At 63.3% G+C, this 15,666-nt stretch carries 19 protein-coding genes and 1 tRNA gene; 17 read left to right on the top strand and 3 right to left on the bottom strand.

Features of this window, described 5'->3' with window-relative positions; all coding sequences use genetic code 11:
• Positions 1 to 155: 155 nt before the first annotated feature.
• From murI to rdgB, 3 genes are read left to right on the top strand one after another with little or no spacing between them, the layout of a single operon-like run.
• Positions 156 to 1,040, top strand: coding sequence for a glutamate racemase (murI, locus tag JMV54_RS01970; protein WP_201517179.1), 885 nt, complete (start codon positions 156 to 158; stop codon positions 1,038 to 1,040).
• Positions 1,037 to 1,768 (top strand): ribonuclease PH, encoded by a 732-nt coding sequence (gene rph, locus JMV54_RS01965; RefSeq protein WP_201517178.1) that lies wholly within the window; start codon positions 1,037 to 1,039, stop codon positions 1,766 to 1,768. Before murI ends, rph begins: the two co-directional genes overlap by 4 nt.
• Complete coding sequence (gene rdgB / locus JMV54_RS01960; RefSeq protein WP_201517177.1) at positions 1,765 to 2,385, top strand: RdgB/HAM1 family non-canonical purine NTP pyrophosphatase; 621 nt, start codon at positions 1,765 to 1,767, stop codon at positions 2,383 to 2,385. Before rph ends, rdgB begins: the two co-directional genes overlap by 4 nt.
• Positions 2,386 to 2,427: 42 nt before the next feature.
• Here rdgB and JMV54_RS01955 read toward each other — a convergent pair.
• Together JMV54_RS01955 and JMV54_RS01950 are read right to left on the bottom strand one after the other, a co-directional pair.
• Positions 2,428 to 2,508 (bottom strand) — tRNA-Leu (locus tag JMV54_RS01955).
• A gap of 244 nt (positions 2,509 to 2,752) precedes the next feature.
• Positions 2,753 to 3,493: a VIT1/CCC1 transporter family protein gene (locus JMV54_RS01950; protein ID WP_201517176.1), complete on the bottom strand. Its 741-nt coding sequence runs from the start codon at positions 3,491 to 3,493 to the stop codon at positions 2,753 to 2,755.
• A gap of 183 nt (positions 3,494 to 3,676) precedes the next feature.
• Between JMV54_RS01950 and JMV54_RS01945 the strand changes: the two genes are divergently transcribed.
• The 14 genes from JMV54_RS01945 to JMV54_RS01880 all read left to right on the top strand — a co-directional run bounded on the left by JMV54_RS01945 (position 3,677) and on the right by JMV54_RS01880 (position 14,553).
• Entirely contained in the window at positions 3,677 to 4,987 is a 1,311-nt protein-coding gene (locus JMV54_RS01945) for a TadA family conjugal transfer-associated ATPase (protein ID WP_201517175.1), read from the top strand.
• Positions 4,984 to 5,850, top strand: a complete 867-nt coding sequence (locus tag JMV54_RS01940) for a type II secretion system F family protein (RefSeq protein ID WP_201517174.1) — start codon at positions 4,984 to 4,986, stop codon at positions 5,848 to 5,850. Before JMV54_RS01945 ends, JMV54_RS01940 begins: the two co-directional genes overlap by 4 nt.
• Positions 5,838 to 6,785 carry a type II secretion system F family protein gene (locus JMV54_RS01935; protein WP_201517173.1) on the top strand — a complete coding sequence of 316 codons (948 nt, stop codon included), beginning with the start codon at positions 5,838 to 5,840 and terminating at the stop codon, positions 6,783 to 6,785. Before JMV54_RS01940 ends, JMV54_RS01935 begins: the two co-directional genes overlap by 13 nt.
• Before the next feature lie 27 nt (positions 6,786 to 6,812).
• Entirely contained in the window at positions 6,813 to 7,055 is a 243-nt protein-coding gene (locus JMV54_RS01930) for a hypothetical protein (RefSeq protein ID WP_201517294.1), read from the top strand.
• A 76-nt stretch (positions 7,056 to 7,131) separates the two neighbouring features.
• Complete coding sequence (locus JMV54_RS01925) at positions 7,132 to 7,539, top strand: TadE/TadG family type IV pilus assembly protein (protein WP_230972759.1); 408 nt, start codon at positions 7,132 to 7,134, stop codon at positions 7,537 to 7,539.
• A 13-nt stretch (positions 7,540 to 7,552) separates the two neighbouring features.
• Positions 7,553 to 8,056, top strand: a complete 504-nt coding sequence (locus JMV54_RS01920; protein WP_201517171.1) for a pilus assembly protein — start codon at positions 7,553 to 7,555, stop codon at positions 8,054 to 8,056.
• Positions 8,056 to 8,502: a hypothetical protein gene (locus JMV54_RS01915; protein WP_201517170.1), complete on the top strand. Its 447-nt coding sequence runs from the start codon at positions 8,056 to 8,058 to the stop codon at positions 8,500 to 8,502. The genes JMV54_RS01920 and JMV54_RS01915 overlap by 1 nt, the downstream gene beginning before the upstream one ends.
• Positions 8,503 to 8,572: 70 nt before the next feature.
• Complete coding sequence (gene prfB / locus JMV54_RS01910) at positions 8,573 to 9,694, top strand: peptide chain release factor 2 (RefSeq protein WP_201517169.1); 1,122 nt, start codon at positions 8,573 to 8,575, stop codon at positions 9,692 to 9,694.
• Between the two features lie 174 nt (positions 9,695 to 9,868).
• Positions 9,869 to 11,572, top strand: coding sequence for a sodium-dependent transporter (locus JMV54_RS01905; RefSeq protein ID WP_201517168.1), 1,704 nt, complete (start codon positions 9,869 to 9,871; stop codon positions 11,570 to 11,572).
• Between the two features lie 13 nt (positions 11,573 to 11,585).
• A complete protein-coding gene (locus JMV54_RS01900) occupies positions 11,586 to 11,696 on the top strand; it encodes a methionine/alanine import family NSS transporter small subunit (RefSeq protein WP_201517167.1) in 111 nt (36 codons plus the stop codon).
• Positions 11,697 to 11,826: 130 nt separating this feature from the next.
• Complete coding sequence (gene ftsE / locus JMV54_RS01895) at positions 11,827 to 12,738, top strand: cell division ATP-binding protein FtsE (protein WP_201517166.1); 912 nt, start codon at positions 11,827 to 11,829, stop codon at positions 12,736 to 12,738.
• Positions 12,735 to 13,652 carry a permease-like cell division protein FtsX gene (ftsX, locus tag JMV54_RS01890; protein ID WP_201517285.1) on the top strand — a complete coding sequence of 306 codons (918 nt, stop codon included), beginning with the start codon at positions 12,735 to 12,737 and terminating at the stop codon, positions 13,650 to 13,652. The genes ftsE and ftsX overlap by 4 nt, the downstream gene beginning before the upstream one ends.
• A gap of 10 nt (positions 13,653 to 13,662) precedes the next feature.
• On the top strand, positions 13,663 to 14,148 hold the full coding sequence (gene smpB / locus JMV54_RS01885; protein WP_201517165.1) for an SsrA-binding protein SmpB: 486 nt from the start codon (positions 13,663 to 13,665) through the stop codon (positions 14,146 to 14,148).
• Positions 14,149 to 14,157: 9 nt separating this feature from the next.
• Entirely contained in the window at positions 14,158 to 14,553 is a 396-nt protein-coding gene (locus JMV54_RS01880) for a thiol-disulfide oxidoreductase DCC family protein (protein ID WP_201517164.1), read from the top strand.
• A gap of 127 nt (positions 14,554 to 14,680) precedes the next feature.
• Here JMV54_RS01880 and JMV54_RS01875 read toward each other — a convergent pair whose 3' ends face one another.
• Positions 14,681 to 15,484, bottom strand: a complete 804-nt coding sequence (locus JMV54_RS01875; protein ID WP_201517163.1) for an SDR family NAD(P)-dependent oxidoreductase — start codon at positions 15,482 to 15,484, stop codon at positions 14,681 to 14,683.
• Positions 15,485 to 15,666 lie beyond the last annotated feature (182 nt).

The following is a 15,666-nucleotide window of genomic DNA, read 5'->3' as shown; positions in this document are numbered from 1 at the left end:
TCGGTTAATAGCGCGGTGGATGCTGGAACCGGGCCTGACGCTGGAACCGGGCCGGATAGGGGAGTGTGCGAATTAGCCTGCGACATATCAAAACCCTAGCGCCTGCCGCCGAACGAGCAGCCGATAATCGGACATGCGACGTAAGATGGTCGGCTGTGAGTAGCGCACCCATTGGAATTTTTGACTCGGGCGTCGGCGGATTGACGGTGGCACGAGAGATCCGGGCGCAGCTGCCTCACGAATCAATCACCTATGTGGGCGACACCCTGCACACACCCTATGGATCAAAATCAATTGCGGATGTGCGGCGCTGGTCGCTCGAAATTCTCGACGAGCTCGCCAATGAGGGCGCCAAAATGCTCGTTATCGCCTGCAATACCGCCTCGGCAGCGGTGCTGCGCGACGCCCGCGAACGTTACGACATACCCGTAATCGAGGTGATCGCACCGGCTGTGCGTGCAGCGGTGCGTGCCACCCGCTCGGGGCGTGTGGGTGTGATCGGCACCGAAGCAACCATCGCATCCGGTGCCTACCAGGATGCGTTCGCGGCCGCGGTCGATCTGCAACTGAGCGCACGGGCCTGCCCGGCCTTCGTTGATTTTGTGGAGCGCGGCGACACCACCTCGGCTGAAGTCGTGCGCGTGGCCACCGAATATCTCGCGCCGCTGCAGGAGGCCGAAGTCGACACCGTCGTGCTCGGCTGCACCCACTATCCCTATCTCAAAGGAGTGCTCGGCTATGTGCTCGGGCCCGAGGTACAGCTGGTGTCAAGCGACGTCGAAACTGCCAAGGATGTGTACCGGACGCTGGTCGAGCACCAGCTGTTAAACGACACGAGTACGGTGCCGAAATATAACTATCGCGCCACCGGAGCGAACACTGCCGCCTTCCGAACCCTGGCAAACCGATTTTTGGGCGCCAGTGTTGAACACGTCGAATTACTCCGCACCGGCGCAATCACACTGCCGGAACCGACCGAAAACCTGCACGGTGCCGCTGCTGTGGTCACCAAAACCGATGGAGAGGAAACTGCGCAATGACAAAAAAGCGTGCCGATGGGCGTGCCGCCAACGAACTGCGCCCAATCACGATCGAGCGAGGCTGGAGCGAGCAGGCTGAGGGATCGGCGCTGATTTCGTTTGGCCGCACCCGCGTGCTGTGCACCGCATCCTTCACCGCCGGTGTACCGAAGTGGCTCACCGGGCAGGGCCGCGGCTGGGTGACCGCCGAATATGCCATGCTGCCGCGAGCCACCAACGAACGCAGTCAGCGCGAGTCGGTGAAGGGCAAAATCGGTGGCCGCACGCATGAGATTTCGCGGCTGATCGGCCGTTCGCTGCGCGCCGCGATCGACACCGAGGCGCTGGGCGACAACACCATCGTGGTCGACTGCGATGTGCTGCAGGCCGATGGTGGCACTCGCACTGCCGCCATCACCGGCGCGTTCGTGGCTCTGGCCGACTCGATCGAGTGGGCTCGCCGTAAAAAACTCATTGGCCGCAAAGCTGAGGTTCTCACCGACACGGTTGCCGCGATCTCAGTGGGCATTATCGACGGGACGCCGATGCTCGATCTGCCCTATGAAGAGGATGTGCGCGCCGAAACCGATATGAACGTGGTGATGACCGGCAGCGGAAAATTTGTTGAGGTGCAGGGCACCGCCGAGGGTGTGCCGTTTGACCGCGGCGAGCTGGATGCGCTGCTCGACCTGGCACTGCACGGCAACAAAGAGCTCGTGCGCATCCAGCAGGAAGTGCTCGCCCGATGAACGGCGAGGTGGCCGAGCCTCGGCAAATTGTGTTTGCGTCGCGTAATGCCCACAAGCTTGCCGAGCTGCGACGCATCCTGGCCCCGGTGCTCGACGAACTCGGGCTGGAACTGATCGGCGATACCGGTGCTGGCCCCGTCGAAAACGGCCTGACATTCGAGGCAAACGCGCTGATTAAAGCGCGGGATGCGGCCGACCGCACCGGACTGCCCGCAATCGCTGACGACTCAGGCCTGTGCGTGGATGCGATGGGCGGCTCGCCGGGCATTCTTTCGGCGCGCTGGTCGGGGCCGGGGCGGGACGATGCCGACAATGTCGACCTGCTGCTGTGGCAGCTCGCCGATATCCCCGACGAAGCGCGCGCCGCCAAGTTCGTGTGCGCCGCGGCGCTCGTGGTGCCGAATGCGGAAGAGATCGCGGTGCGCGGGGAATGGCCCGGATCGGTGCTGCGCGAACGCCACGGAACCGGTGGGTTTGGATACGACCCGATCTTCCTGCCCGAGGGCGAGACGCGCGCGGCGGCCGAACTCAGCGCCGAAGAGAAAAACGCTGTGAGCCATCGGTCCCGGGCGTTTGTGGCGCTCGCGGCGCAGTTGCGTCGCGTGTTTGCGGGGTAGTGCTCGGGCGTTTTTGCAGTGCGCCGAGGTTTGAATCAAGTGTGCGGGCGGGGGGACTTGAACCCCCACGCGCAAGGCACAGGAACCTAAATCCTGCGTGTCTACCAATTCCACCACGCCCGCGAATCCCTCAAGGGACAGTTCAGTTTAGCGGGTCGCGGCAGAACTTACGAACAGCGAGCCCCCGCTGCCGCTGTGCGCGCTGCTCGCGCGCTGCGTAACGCTCGCAGTTTCTCTCGCGCGCTTTTTCTCGGGTACACCGCAAATGCTGGGGTACACCGCTATAGCGGTGTCTCTGAGTATTTGCGGTGTACCCGAGCGGTCGGGTGTGGTGCCGGTGGCCCGGCTGCCGCGGTCAGCGCATCCCTTAGGCGACCGAAGTGCCCAGCAGTGAGCCAATCGCGAAGGTGATGAGCAGGGCGAGCGCACCACCGCCGATTACGCGCAGCACCGCGGGCCGAACGGGCGCCTGACCAAGCTTTGCCGACAGCCAGCCGGTGATACCGAGCGCGACCAGCACCACCGCGAAAGTCACCGGAATTTTTGCTGCGCCGGGCACGAACAGCACTGCCAAAAGCGGCAGGATCGCGCCAAGCGTGAAGGCGAGAGCGGATGCGCCAGCAGCGACCCAGGGATTGGTGAGTTCATCTTCGCCGCCCATGTGCAATTCGGTTTCGAGATGTGCGGCAAGAGCATCGTGTTCGTGCAGTTCGCGGGCAACCTGCTCCGCGGTTTCACGCTGCAGCCCCTTGGCCTGGTACAGCTGGGTGAGCTCTTCAAGCTCCTGCTCGGGCATCTGCTCGAGCTCCCACCTTTCTTTTGCGATCAGCGCCTTTTCGGTGTCGCGCTGCGTCGATACCGAGACGTACTCACCGACAGCCATCGACATCGCGCCGGCCAGCAATGCCGAAACACCGGCAATCAGCAGGGGAGTGAACTCGGGTGTTGCCGCAGCCACACCGACCACCAGCGCGGCGGTTGAGACCACGCCGTCGTTGGCGCCGAGCACGCCGGCTCGCAACCAGTTCAGCCGTTGCGAGTGGTCGCCCGAGTGGGCATCAGCGGCGGGATGCTGTGGTTCGGCAGGGCGGACATTGTTTGCGTTCATGTACCAATTCCAGCACTGAACTGGGCTGCGCGCTTTCTCTCGTACACCGCAAATTCCGGGGTACACCGCTATAGCGGTGTCTCTGAGCATTTGCGGTGTACGCGAACGGATTGGTGTGGTGCCTGGGGCCCAGCCTGTGGATAACTTCTGCACTCGTTGCAAAATTCGTTCAAGATAGCGCCCGTGAACACCGCCGTTGCAGAAATTACGCAGCTTGTCCGCGAACGCGTGCGTCGAGAAGGAATTGAACTCGGACGCGGCGCCGACGCTCGCGAGCTCGTGGCCACACAGGTGCGCGGCTATGTGGAGCACACCCTTGCGAATACCGGGCCGATTATTGCCGATGAGCACGCAGTTATTGAGGCGGTACTCGCGCAGATCACCGGGTACGGTGCGCTGCAGCCGTATCTCGACGACCCCGAGGTCGAAGAAATCTGGGTGAACGCACCAACCCGGGTGTTTGTTGCCCGCAACGGTGTTGCTGAGTTGACCTCCACGGTGATTCCCGCTGACGAGCTGCGTGACCTCATCGACCGGATGCTGCAGTCAACCGGGCGGCGGGTGGATGTTTCGAGCCCGTTTGTGGATGCATCCCTGCCGGATGGTTCGCGACTGCACGTGGTCATTCCCGAAATCGCGCGCCGGTATCCATCCATAAATATTCGGAAGTTTGGCAGGCGCGTGCGTGATTTGAACGCGCTCGTGGATGCCGGTTCGCTCACGCCCGAGGCGGCTGCGATGCTGCGGTCAGCGGTGGTTGCCGGTGCGAATGTGCTGGTGTCGGGGGCCACCCATACCGGGAAAACAACTATGGTGACGGCGCTATTGGCGGCGGTTGGGGCGCGCGAACGCATCGTCACAGTAGAGGAAACCTTCGAGCTGGATGTGGTGGCGCGCGATGTGGTCGCGCTGCAGTGCCGACAGCCGTCACTGGAAGGAACCGGTGAAATTACGCTGCGGCGGCTCGTGAAAGAGGCGCTACGGATGCGTCCGGATCGGCTCGTGGTCGGCGAGGTGCGTGAGGCCGAGGCACTTGAGCTGATTATTGCGCTCAACTCGGGCGTGCCGGGGATGTGCACGATTCACGCGAACTCAGCCCGGGATGCACTGGTGAAGCTATCGACGCTGCCACTTTTGGCGGGGCGCAATATTGACGCATCCTTTGTGGTACCCACTGTCGCGAACACTATCGACCTGGTGGTGCATCTCGAGATGACGCCGCAGGGCAAGCGTCGGGTGCGGGAGATCATTGCACCCACCGGTGCCGTGCATGCCGGTGTGGTCGAAGCGGTGGTGCTATTTGACCGCAGCGGTGGTGAGCTTGCCGCCACCGGTGCGCCGGCACCGCGGCCGGGACGGGTATCGCTGGTTGATTCCGATGAACTGACGCGGGCGCCCGCCTCGCACGCGGCTGCCGCGCAACCGGCTCGGTGGAGCGGTGAGGGCGGCACATTCGCACCGATGAACTACGGCTATAGCGGGGTGCGGGCATGAACGAGGTGCTGGTACCAACACTTTTGATGGGGGCGGGGGTGGCGCTCATCCTGGTTGCACTGCGCTATCCCGCCACGCGCGAGGCAGCCGCTTCGCGTTCACTGGCGCGCCGCTTCGAGGATGTGCTCGTGCGCGCCGGTATCGAGCGGGTGCCGCCGGTCGCGTTTATGGTGGCGATCGCGCTCATCGCCATTGTTTGCGCGGCTGCAGCGCTGGCCACAACCGGTATTGCGGTGCTGGCGCTATTGGCGGGCGTATTCGGTGGCTGGATTCCGGTGGCGATCATTCAGTGGCGGGCGCGGCAGCGTCGGCGCGCGCACCGCGGTGTGTGGCCGGATGCAATCGATCACCTGATTGCGGCGGTGCGGTCGGGCCTCGGGCTCGGCGAATCGATCGCGCAGCTGGCAAAGGTTGGCCCGGAACTATTGCGGGATGATTTTGCCTATTTTTCGCGTTCGTATCGGGCCACGGGGTCATTCGATCACGCCGTGAACGAGATCAAAGACCGGCTGGCAGATCCCACCGCTGACCGCATCTTTGAAACACTGCGGATGGCTCGGCGAGTAGGCGGTACCGAGCTGGTTGTGGTGCTGCGTTCACTCGGCACGTTTTTGCGAGAAGAACAGGCGGTGCGTCACGAAGCCGAAGCCCGACAGGGGTGGGTGATGAACGCCGCCCGCTTGGCAGTGGTCGCACCGTGGCTGGTACTGGTCATGCTCGCGAGCCGCCCCGAAGCCGCAGCCGCCTACAACACACCCGCTGGTGCCGTCGTTATTTTGAGCGGACTCACGGTCACGGTGCTGACCTACCGCCTGATGACCCGCATCGGCCGCTTCCGTGAGGAGGGCCGATGGTTCGCCTAACAGAGCAGCTCGGCCTAGCGCTGCTGCTGGGCGCAATGCTCGGCATCGGCCTGTGGACGCTCGCCTCGATGCTGCCGGCCATGACCAAACCGCGGCTTGCCGAGCGCATTGCGCCACAGCTGGTGGATGTTTCTGAAGCGGCGCGTCACGATGTGGCACGAAAACGGCTCGAGACGCTGCCAGCTATTTGGTGGCTGTTCAGCCCCGTGTTGCGCGCCACAAAGCGTGCTATTGCCGCGATCACCGGTAGTGACCACAAACTCACCCAGCGCTTGCGCCGCGCCGGTGGCAGCTTGAGCATTGAGCGCTATCGCACCGAACAGGCGACGGCAGCGGTGGTCGGATTCGCGCTGGGAGGGCTACTGGCTGCGGCGCTGCTGCAACAAAGCAGCCGCAACCTGCCCGCAGCGATCATGCTGCCACCGCTACTGGCGGCCGTCGGGGCAGCGTGTCGAGACCTGCTGCTGCGCGTGCGTGTCACGCGGCGACTGCGACGCATTGCCGACGAATATCCGACAGTGCTCGAGTTTTTGTCGCTTTCGCTCTCAGCAGGAGAGGGCATATTCGCGGCCATGCAGCGAGTGAGCCGAACGGGTCGCGGCGAGCTCGCTGGTGAAATCTCCCGCGCGGTAGTGCGGGTGCAATCAGGTGAAAGCACCGCCTCGGCACTCACCACGGTGGCGCGAGAACTCGGCTACCGGCCATGGGAACGCAGCTGCGACCACATCGTCACCGCGCTCGAACGCGGCGCCCCGCTGGTTGAGGTTCTGCGTGCCCAAGCCCAGGATGCGCGAGAGATCGCCAAACGCGACCTGCTCGAACAGGCCGGACGAAAAGAAATCACCATGATGGTGCCGCTGGTGCTGCTCGTCTTGCCGGTCACGGTGCTCTTCGCCATCTACCCCTCCTATTTCGTTCTCACCACCACCTTCTAACGCGCCATCCATTCGAAAGGACACCCGATGAACCACACACCAGCCACACTCGAACCGCTATCGCGCATCGAGCCAGCTGGCCGCAGCTGGCAGACACGCCTGTACCAGTGCATCCACCGCCGCCTGATCGCCGAACAGGGCGATGTGCCCGGATGGGTGCTGGTGGCGCTCATGTCGGCGGGGCTTGTGATCGTGCTGTGGACCCTGGCCGGGCCGCTGCTCACGCAGGTGTTTGAAGATGCCATGTCGCGAGTCACCGGCAACTTTTAACGTGCGCGTGGGCTGGGATGCTCGGCGTCGGTTGCTCCGGCGCGTGCCTGCGCGCGCCCGGCGAGTGAACCCGCCTGTGCAGCAGCCGGTCGCGCGGCGAACTCGGCTGCGCGGCGCTGCCCGACAGCTCGGAACGGATCGGGGCTCGGCAGTTGCTGAATGGACCCTCGTTGCGGCACTACTCACCCTGCTGCTGCTCGCGGTGCTACAGGTGTCGTTCGCGATGCACGTGCGCACCACCCTCGTGGATGCCGCCGCCGAAGGAGCCCGCGCTGCGGGGCTTTCGGGTGCCAGCAACACCGATGGCCGCATCCGCACCAGCGAACTCATCCACACGGCCCTCAGTGACCAGTACGCCGACCACATCGAAGTCACCCGCACCGACCACATCGTCACCGTCACGGTGCGAAGCCCGCTGCCGCTACTGGGACTCGTCGGTATCCCCAACGGTATCGAGGTGAGCGCACATGCCCCGGTGGAATAGTTTGCTAGCCCGGATGCGCGACGAACGGGGTTCGGCAACCCTCGAATTTCTCGGCCTGGGAGTGCTGCTACTCGTACCGATCAGCTACGGCACCCTCACACTGGTCGGGCTCGAACAGGCAACCCTCGCCAGCGAAATCGCCGCCCGCAACAGCGCGCGAGTGCTCGCCGCCAACGCCGCCGCCAATGAGGCACTCGCACAGGCGCATCTGCACCACGCCTTCACCGACCACGGTATCGATCCCGCCGAGGCCACCATCGAAACCCGCTGCCACCCAAACCCCAACTGTGTCGCCGAGAAGGTCACCGCCGGCCAATCGATCACCGTGACGGTGCGCATACAGGTGCCGCTGCCGGGCTTACCCGGGGGAGCAGGCGCGCTCGGCATCCCTGTGGAGGCAAGCGCCACCTACCCGCAGGCAGGCACCGGGCCACAGCCGGTAGGAGCAACGGGACAAACGGCACCGGCCGCCACCGCACCGCAGGCATCCGAGACGCCGGCACCGGAAGGCCCCTAATGCATCCGGACGCCCACAAACTCGCCGCCGAACGCGGCTCGATCAGCGCCCTCACCGCGGTGTACGTTCTGATCGCACTCGTCGCCACCCTCATCGTCGCAAGCGCCGCCGACCTGTACCTCGCCAACAAACGGCTCTACTCGGTGGCGGATGCGGCCGCGCTCGCGGCCAGCGGCACCGCCGAAGTGGCACCGCCAGCCGCCGCAGTCGCGACCCCACAGCTCACCATTGCGCAGCATCCAGCGAGGCAGGCGGCGCAGACGCAACTCACTCATTTCGGGGATGCATACCAGCTCGTTGATCTGCGCGTCGACGGCGATCGGGTGACAGTTACTGTCCGCACCGAGTGGACGAACCCTTTCACCGGGCAGTTCGTAACCCCGAAACAGCAGCTGCAGGTGACGGTGACCTCGCGGGCCGTGCTCGACCGGGTTGACGGCGGCTAATGGTGTAGAGCGTGGCACTGAACGCGCATACCGGTGCCACCAAAGCGGATACCGGTAGGCTGGAGCGATCATGATCAACCTGGATTTTTCGGCCGAACTCGGTCAGCTGCGCACCACATTCGGGCAGATTCGCGATGTGCTCGATCCCGCCGAGCTCGAACGCCAGATAGCCGAGCTCGAACAGCAGGCGGCCGCACCCGACCTGTGGGACGACCCCGAAAACGCGCAGCTTGTCACAAGCAAGCTCTCGCACGCCCAGGCCGATCTCAAACGACTGGAACAAACCGAGCAGCGCCTCGACGATCTCGAAGTGCTGGTCGAACTCGCGAACGAAGCCAATGATGCCGAAACTGCAGCCGAGGCAGAACGCGAACTGAAAAACATCACCAAACTCATTGGTGACCTCGAAGTGCAAACTCTGCTCGACGGCGAATTCGATGAGCGCCCGGCCGTAATGACGATCCGCGCGGGCGCTGGTGGTGTGGATGCTGCCGATTTCGCCGAGATGCTCTTGCGCATGTATACCCGCTGGGCCGAGCAGCACGACTACCGCGTCAATGTGCTCGACACGAGCTACGCCGAACAGGCCGGAGTGAAATCGGCAACTATCGAGGTCGACCACCCGTACGCCTTTGGCACGCTGTCGATCGAGGCTGGCACGCACCGACTCGTGCGCATGAGCCCGTTCAACTCGGCCGGCAGCCGTGAGACGAGCTTCGCTGCGGTTGAAGTGGTGCCACTGATCGAACAGACCGAGCACATCGAAATTCCCGACAACGACATCCGTGTGGATGTATACCGCTCATCCGGGCCCGGTGGCCAGTCGGTGAACACCACCGACTCGGCGGTGCGCATCACGCACCTTCCCACCGGCATCGTCGTGAGCTGCCAGAACGAAAAATCACAGATCCAGAACCGAGCCGCGGCGATGCGCGTGCTGCAATCGCGCCTGCTGCTGCAGCGACGCGAAGAAGAAGAAGCCAAGAAAAAAGAACTTGCGGGCAATATCACCGCGTCCTGGGGCGATCAGATGCGCAGCTACGTGCTCGCGCCCTACAAAATGGTGAAAGATCTGCGCTCCGGATTCGAAACTTCCAACCCCGATCGGGTGTTTGACGGCGACATTGACGGCTTCATCAACGCGGGCATTCGCTGGCGCAAAACGAGCCAGCAGGACACCGCCGCCGAATAGCAGCCGCTAGCGGGCTCCGCAGGCAGCACCGCGAGCGTTAAGAAACGTTCAGCAAACGCTCAGGAAGTGCTACGCTGTGCCTACCACGAACCAGGGTCGGTCGCGTGTAGCGGCAGGCCCGTGAGCGAGAACATCCCCGTGAACTCGTGGCTTACGCACGACACAGGAGTCAACATGACTGCACAGCAGCAGGCAGCTCGTCCGCGCACCGGTTCCGGTGGGCGCACTGAGTTTTTCGCATCGCGGAATTTTTTCATTCTCGCGGCCATCGGCTCGGCGGTGGGGCTGGGAAACATTTGGCGCTTCCCGTACACCGCCTATGACAACGGCGGCGGCGCGTTCATCATTCCCTATCTCGTGGCGCTACTGGTCACCGGTATTCCACTGCTGCTGTTCGACTACGCCATCGGCCACCGCTACCGCGGCTCGGCGCCGCTGTCGTTCGCGCGCATCCAGCGGTGGCTTGAAACCATCGGCTGGTGGCAGGTGCTGGTGTGCGTCATCATCGCCATCTACTACGCGGTAATTGTCGCCTGGGCCGCCATGTACATGATTTTTTCGGCAACCAAGGCATGGGAACAAAACCCCGACGGTGCCGGCGGCTTCTTCGAGGACACCTTCCTGCAGCTCGCCGACGCACCGGGAATCGGGCTCGACTTCGTACCCAGCGTGCTCGTTCCGCACCTGCTGGTGTGGGCGGCGGTGTTGGTCATCATCATCCTGGGTGTCAAACGCGGTATTGCTGGCGCCAACCTGATCTTCATGCCGCTGCTGCTGCTGATGTTCCTCGCGCTGGTAGTGCAGGCGCTGCTGCTGCCGGGGGCCACCGACGGCCTCAACACGCTGTTCACCCCCGACTGGAGTGCGCTTGGTCGCCCGCAGGTGTGGGCCGCAGCCGTGGGCCAGATCTTCTTCTCGCTTTCGGTGGGCTTCGGCATCATGATCACCTACGCCTCCTACCTCAAGCACCGCAGCGACCTCAGCGGCTCGGGTATGGTCGTCGCCTTCTCGAACTCGGGCTTTGAGCTGCTCGCCGGTATCGGTGTGTTCTCGGCGCTCGGATTCATGGCGCACGCGCAGAACATTGCGGTGGATGAGGTGGCACAGGCCGGTATCGGGCTCGCCTTCGTCGCGTTCCCGACAATCATCTCCGAAGCCCCAGCGGGGCAGCTGATCGGTGTGCTGTTCTTCGGCTCACTCCTATTTGCCGGGCTCACATCACTCATCTCGATTGTCGAGGTGGTCGTGGCTGCCGTGCGCGACAAACTTAACCTTTCGCGCCCGGTGTCAACCATCGTCGTGGTGGTGCCGCTGGCGATCATGTCGGTGCTGCTGTTCCCAACCACCACGGGTCTCTATGCGCTCGACATCATGGATGAATTTGTCAACAAGTACGGCATCCTCGCCGCTGCGCTGGTGTCGGTAATTGGTGTCGTGTGGGTGGCGCGCAAATCGCGTACGCTCAGTGCCCACCTCACCCGCGTCTCGTCGGTGCGCGCGGGAGCCTGGTGGATCGTTGCAGTCGCCGCGATCGTTCCGCTCATCCTCACCTATGTGCTCATTGACGACTTCATCGTCAAGATGGGTGAGGTCTATGGCGGCTACCCGCCTGAGCTGGTCGCCGTGCTTGGCTGGGGTATGGCTGGCGCACTGGTGGTGCTCGCCATTGTGCTGGCGATGCTGCCTTGGAACCGCAACGTTGCCATCAAGGTCGCCGAGGATGAACTCACCCGCGACTTCGACGACGCATTCGCCGGCAAATTCGATCTCGACGATGTGGACGGCGACGGCTTTGATGACACCAAGGTGCCGCCTGGTCACGTGCCGGGCAAGCACGCCGCCGGCCAGCCCGCATCCACCGACACTGAAACGAACTAGGAGGTTCTGAATCATGACCGCAGAAGCCATCATCATGATGTCGGTCGCCATCCTCACCGTGTGGGGCGGGCTAGTCGCGGCGATCGTCAACCTGCGCCTGCGCAGCTCCGACCGCGAACACTAAATCATCGTTATTGAATCCGGCAGCGGTTCCGCAACTCCGGCGGGCCGCTGCCGGATTCTTTTATGCATCCCGTAATCTTGCGCGAGTCACGCGGTGTGCGTGACTAGACCGGCGTAAGTTGGGGAAGGTCATGATCAGATTCGACCAGGTATCCAAGGTCTACCGGGGCTCGAGCGCCCCGGCACTCGATGACGTTACTTTCGAGATCCTCCGCGGCGAGTTTGTGTTTCTCGTCGGTCCATCAGGTTCGGGTAAATCAACCGTGCTCCGCCACATCCTGCTCGAAGATCTTCCTACCGAGGGAGCCGTGCACGTGCTCGGACAGGACCTGCGCAAAATTTCGTCGCGAAAGGTGCCGTTCTATCGCCGCAATGTCGGCATGGTGTTCCAAGACTTTCGGCTGCTGGCCAACAAAACCGTGTACGAAAACGTTGCCTACGCCCAAAAAGTGATCGGCAAGCGTCGCGGTCATATTCGGCAGGCCGTTAACGAAGTGCTCGAAACTGTCGGCCTCGACGGCAAAGAAAACCGCTTCCCGCACGAGCTGTCGGGTGGTGAGCAGCAGCGTGTTGCCATCGCCCGCGCCGTGGTGAACAAGCCCGCCATTCTGCTTGCCGACGAGCCCACCGGTAACCTCGACCCGGCTACCTCGCGCGAAATTATGCGCGTGCTGCGCCGCATCAACCGCAATGGCACCGCCGTCATCATGGCCACACACGATGTTTCGATCGTGGATGAGGCCAAACAGCGCGTGCTTGAACTGCTCGAAGGTCGCCTGGTGCGTGACGAAACCGGCGGCGTGTACACCCCCGAGATTGTGCTCTACGAAGAGCCCGAATCACCCGAGGTGGTCGAAGCCGCACCGGCACGTCCGACCATCGCCGAGGTCATGGCCGAGCGAGTTGCCGGCACAGACAGCGCCGCGCGTGCCAAACCGAACGACGCGCGCCCCGGCGATATCGACTCGCCCACAACGCGACTGCCCGAACACGAAGAAGAGGCTGACGACTGGGCAGCCGCCGACGAAAAGGAGGCGCGCTGATGTTCGGCTTTGTCATGAATGAGATGTGGCAGGGGCTGCGTCGCAACACCTCAATGGTGATCTCGGTGGTGCTCGTGACGTTCGTGTCGCTCACCTTCGTGGGTGCGGCAGGGCTCATCCAGATGCAGATCCAGTCGATGAAAACCTACTGGTACGACCGCGCCCAGGTGGCGATCGATTTTTGTACCGAGGTGTCGGCATCGCCCGACTGTGCGGCCGGTAAAGCCACCACCGAGCAGATCGATGCGGTGGCCGCCGAACTGAGCGGGGGAGCGCTAGCCCCCTATGTGCAGCAGTACTATTTTGAGTCGCAGCAGGAGGCCTACGACCGGTTCGTTGAGCAGTTTGCTGATGACCCGATGGTGTCGTTCGTGCGTCCCGAGCAGCTCAACGAGGCCTATTGGGTGAACCTGGTCGACCCGCAAGATTCGGATGTGATCATCCAGACCATCACGGGGATGCCCGGTGTTGAGTCGGTCACCGACCAGCGGCAATTCCTCGACTCGATTTTTGCGGTGTTGAATGCGGCCTCGTTTACCGCGCTCTCGGTAGCAATTGTGATGCTGGTGGCGGCCGTGCTGCTGGTGTCGACAACGATTCGACTGTCGGCGTTTTCGCGCCGTCGCGAGCTGCGGATTATGCGCCTGGTTGGTGCATCCAATGGGTTTATTCAAACGCCGTTCATTCTCGAGGGCGTGTTCTCTGGGCTGATCGGATCGCTGCTGGCTTCGGGTGCGGTGCTGGCCGGTACGCATTATTTTGTTCAGGGCTACCTGTCACCGCGGATGCCGGCGCTGCAGCTGGTGACCGTGTGGCCGGATGCGGTGATCGTGTGCGGCGTGCTGATCGTGCTGGGCGTTGGGTTGGCCGCGCTGGCATCGAGCATCTCGATTCGACGCTATCTGCGCGTGTAAAGTTGGTTGAATGGCGAAGGCAAAGAAGGACGGTCGCCTGGTAGTGGCCACAAACCGGAAGGCCCGCCACGACTACACGATTGAAGACACCTACGAGGCAGGCATGGTGCTGCACGGCACCGAAGTGAAAGCCCTGCGGCAGGGGCGTGCGTCGCTCGTCGACGGATTCGCAATGGTCGACCGCGGTGAGGTGTGGCTCGAAAACGTGCACATTCCCGAGTATTTTCAGGGCTCGTGGAACAACCATGCCACCCGCAGGCGGCGGAAGCTGCTGCTGAACGCGCACGAGATCACCAAGATTGCGGCGAAGACCCGAGAGGGCGGTTACACGGTTGTGCCGCTGCAGCTCTACTTCAATGAGGCCGGTCGCGCAAAGGTCGAGATCGGTGTTGCGAAGGGTAAGCGCGAGTACGACAAGCGGCAGGCGCTGCGCGAAAAACAAGATAAGCGTGAGGCGCAGCGGGCCATGTCGGCGCGCCGCTACATTGGCGAGTAGGCGGCGCTGATGGTCGGGCCGGAGCTCATTTACGATGGCCGGTGCCCGTTTTGTGTGGCGATGGTGCGCCGGTTGCGGCGGATTGACAGACGCGGCTGGGTGCGCTGTGTTTCGAGCGAGACACCGGGTGTGCTGGATGCGTGCGGTCTGACGGCTGCGCAGGCGCAGGCTCGCGTGTGGCTGCGGCATCCTTCGGGCGTGCTCGTCGGTGGTGCTGGCGCGGTGCTGTGTGCGCTGGATGCGGTGTGCGGCTGGCGGTGGGGGTCGCGACTGTATTCGTGGGCGCCGGCGCGTGGGCTGGCTGATCGCGGCTATGCGTGGGTGGCGGCGAACCGGATGCGGCTGCGGGCCGGTGGTTTATTTGGTAGCTCTGATTGTGGTGATAATTGCCGGGTTGTTGAGTAGCCGGTAGGCGTTTGGCTGCCGGCTTAGGAAAACACCGGTGGGGTGCGTGCCCGTTGCGGACACACACCCCACCGTGGTTTTGCGGTGCAATTGCTGCGTGTTTGCGCGGTTGCGATGTAGCTGGTGGTTAGAGGTTGGCGTCGTTCCAGGCCCAGACATCTTCGCCACGCAGCGTCGCTTCAGCACCCCCGTCGACGTAGACGACCTGGCCAGCCATGTGGGTGTTTTCGACGCTGGTCATCCAGATGAGGGCGTTGGCAACCGACTCAGGCGGCTGGTGGTAGTTGAGCGGCATGGGTACCTGGCTGTCAACGAAGGCGGTCTGCTCGGGGGTTGACAGCAGCTGCTCGGTCATCGGGGTGAGCACGGTGCCGGGTGCGACCGCGTTGACGGGGATACCGGCGCCGGCCCACTCGTCGCTGATCGACACTCGACGCACCCAGCGAGAGAGCGCACGCTTCGATGACGGGTACGACACGTAACCGGTCATCGGGTCGTCGGTGACGTGGCTTGCGGCGATTTCGAGAGCCTTGGCTTCGTCGCCGGCGAGCATCGCTTCGACCATGTCGGGGTCGTTCTGCTGCAGCGAGGCCATCGACGAGACGACGGCGACGCGCGGTGCGGCCGAGGTCTTGAGCGCGGGCAGCAGTGCCTCGACGAATTCGACGACCCCGAAGTAGTTGACCGATACGGTCTTGGGGATCGGTGCCGAGATGCCGGCGCAAGCGATGACAGCGTCGATAGTGCCGCCGGCGAGTTCGGTGGCTTGTGCAGCGGCATCGTGACGACCCTTGACGGTTGAAAGGTCAGCGTTGATATCAGCGTTCTGGAGGTCGACTCCGATGACCTTGTTGCCGCGGTCGCGGAGGATCTGTGCGGTTGCGGCGCCAATGCCCGAGGCCGAACCGGTGATGACGTAGGTGCGTGACATGTGATCTGCCCTTCTTCCTTTGGATGGTGGCGGTCGCATTTGTGGTGTTCAGCCGCCACCTATATTTTCCCGTGCCGACACTGGATTTTTCGGGCGAATTCGCGTCGTTTGTGCGGGGGAGTTTGCTGCTTGGATGCGTGCGGCTGGCGCACGGGGATGCGGAACAGCGGCCGGGTGCCGCG

It is taken from the genome of Gulosibacter hominis, from assembly GCF_904842695.1.
GTDB lineage: Bacteria > Actinomycetota > Actinomycetes > Actinomycetales > Microbacteriaceae > Gulosibacter > Gulosibacter hominis.
The sequence above is the reverse complement of the archived record's forward strand: the minus strand, read 5'-3'. Positions and strand labels throughout refer to the sequence as shown.

Coding starts and splice junctions, on each gene's coding strand:
- rph (WP_201517178.1), top strand. CDS start 1,037: ATGACAAAAAAGCGTGCCGATGGGCGTGCCGCCAACGAACTGCGCCCA.
- rdgB (WP_201517177.1), top strand. CDS start 1,765: ATGAACGGCGAGGTGGCCGAGCCTCGGCAAATTGTGTTTGCGTCGCGT.
- JMV54_RS01950 (WP_201517176.1), bottom strand. CDS start 3,493: ATGAACGCAAACAATGTCCGCCCTGCCGAACCACAGCATCCCGCCGCT.
- JMV54_RS01940 (WP_201517174.1), top strand. CDS start 4,984: ATGAACGAGGTGCTGGTACCAACACTTTTGATGGGGGCGGGGGTGGCG.
- JMV54_RS01935 (WP_201517173.1), top strand. CDS start 5,838: ATGGTTCGCCTAACAGAGCAGCTCGGCCTAGCGCTGCTGCTGGGCGCA.
- JMV54_RS01930 (WP_201517294.1), top strand. CDS start 6,813: ATGAACCACACACCAGCCACACTCGAACCGCTATCGCGCATCGAGCCA.
- JMV54_RS01920 (WP_201517171.1), top strand. CDS start 7,553: ATGCGCGACGAACGGGGTTCGGCAACCCTCGAATTTCTCGGCCTGGGA.
- JMV54_RS01915 (WP_201517170.1), top strand. CDS start 8,056: ATGCATCCGGACGCCCACAAACTCGCCGCCGAACGCGGCTCGATCAGC.
- prfB (WP_201517169.1), top strand. CDS start 8,573: ATGATCAACCTGGATTTTTCGGCCGAACTCGGTCAGCTGCGCACCACA.
- JMV54_RS01905 (WP_201517168.1), top strand. CDS start 9,869: ATGACTGCACAGCAGCAGGCAGCTCGTCCGCGCACCGGTTCCGGTGGG.
- JMV54_RS01900 (WP_201517167.1), top strand. CDS start 11,586: ATGACCGCAGAAGCCATCATCATGATGTCGGTCGCCATCCTCACCGTG.
- ftsE (WP_201517166.1), top strand. CDS start 11,827: ATGATCAGATTCGACCAGGTATCCAAGGTCTACCGGGGCTCGAGCGCC.
- smpB (WP_201517165.1), top strand. CDS start 13,663: ATGGCGAAGGCAAAGAAGGACGGTCGCCTGGTAGTGGCCACAAACCGG.
- JMV54_RS01880 (WP_201517164.1), top strand. CDS start 14,158: ATGGTCGGGCCGGAGCTCATTTACGATGGCCGGTGCCCGTTTTGTGTG.
- JMV54_RS01875 (WP_201517163.1), bottom strand. CDS start 15,484: ATGTCACGCACCTACGTCATCACCGGTTCGGCCTCGGGCATTGGCGCC.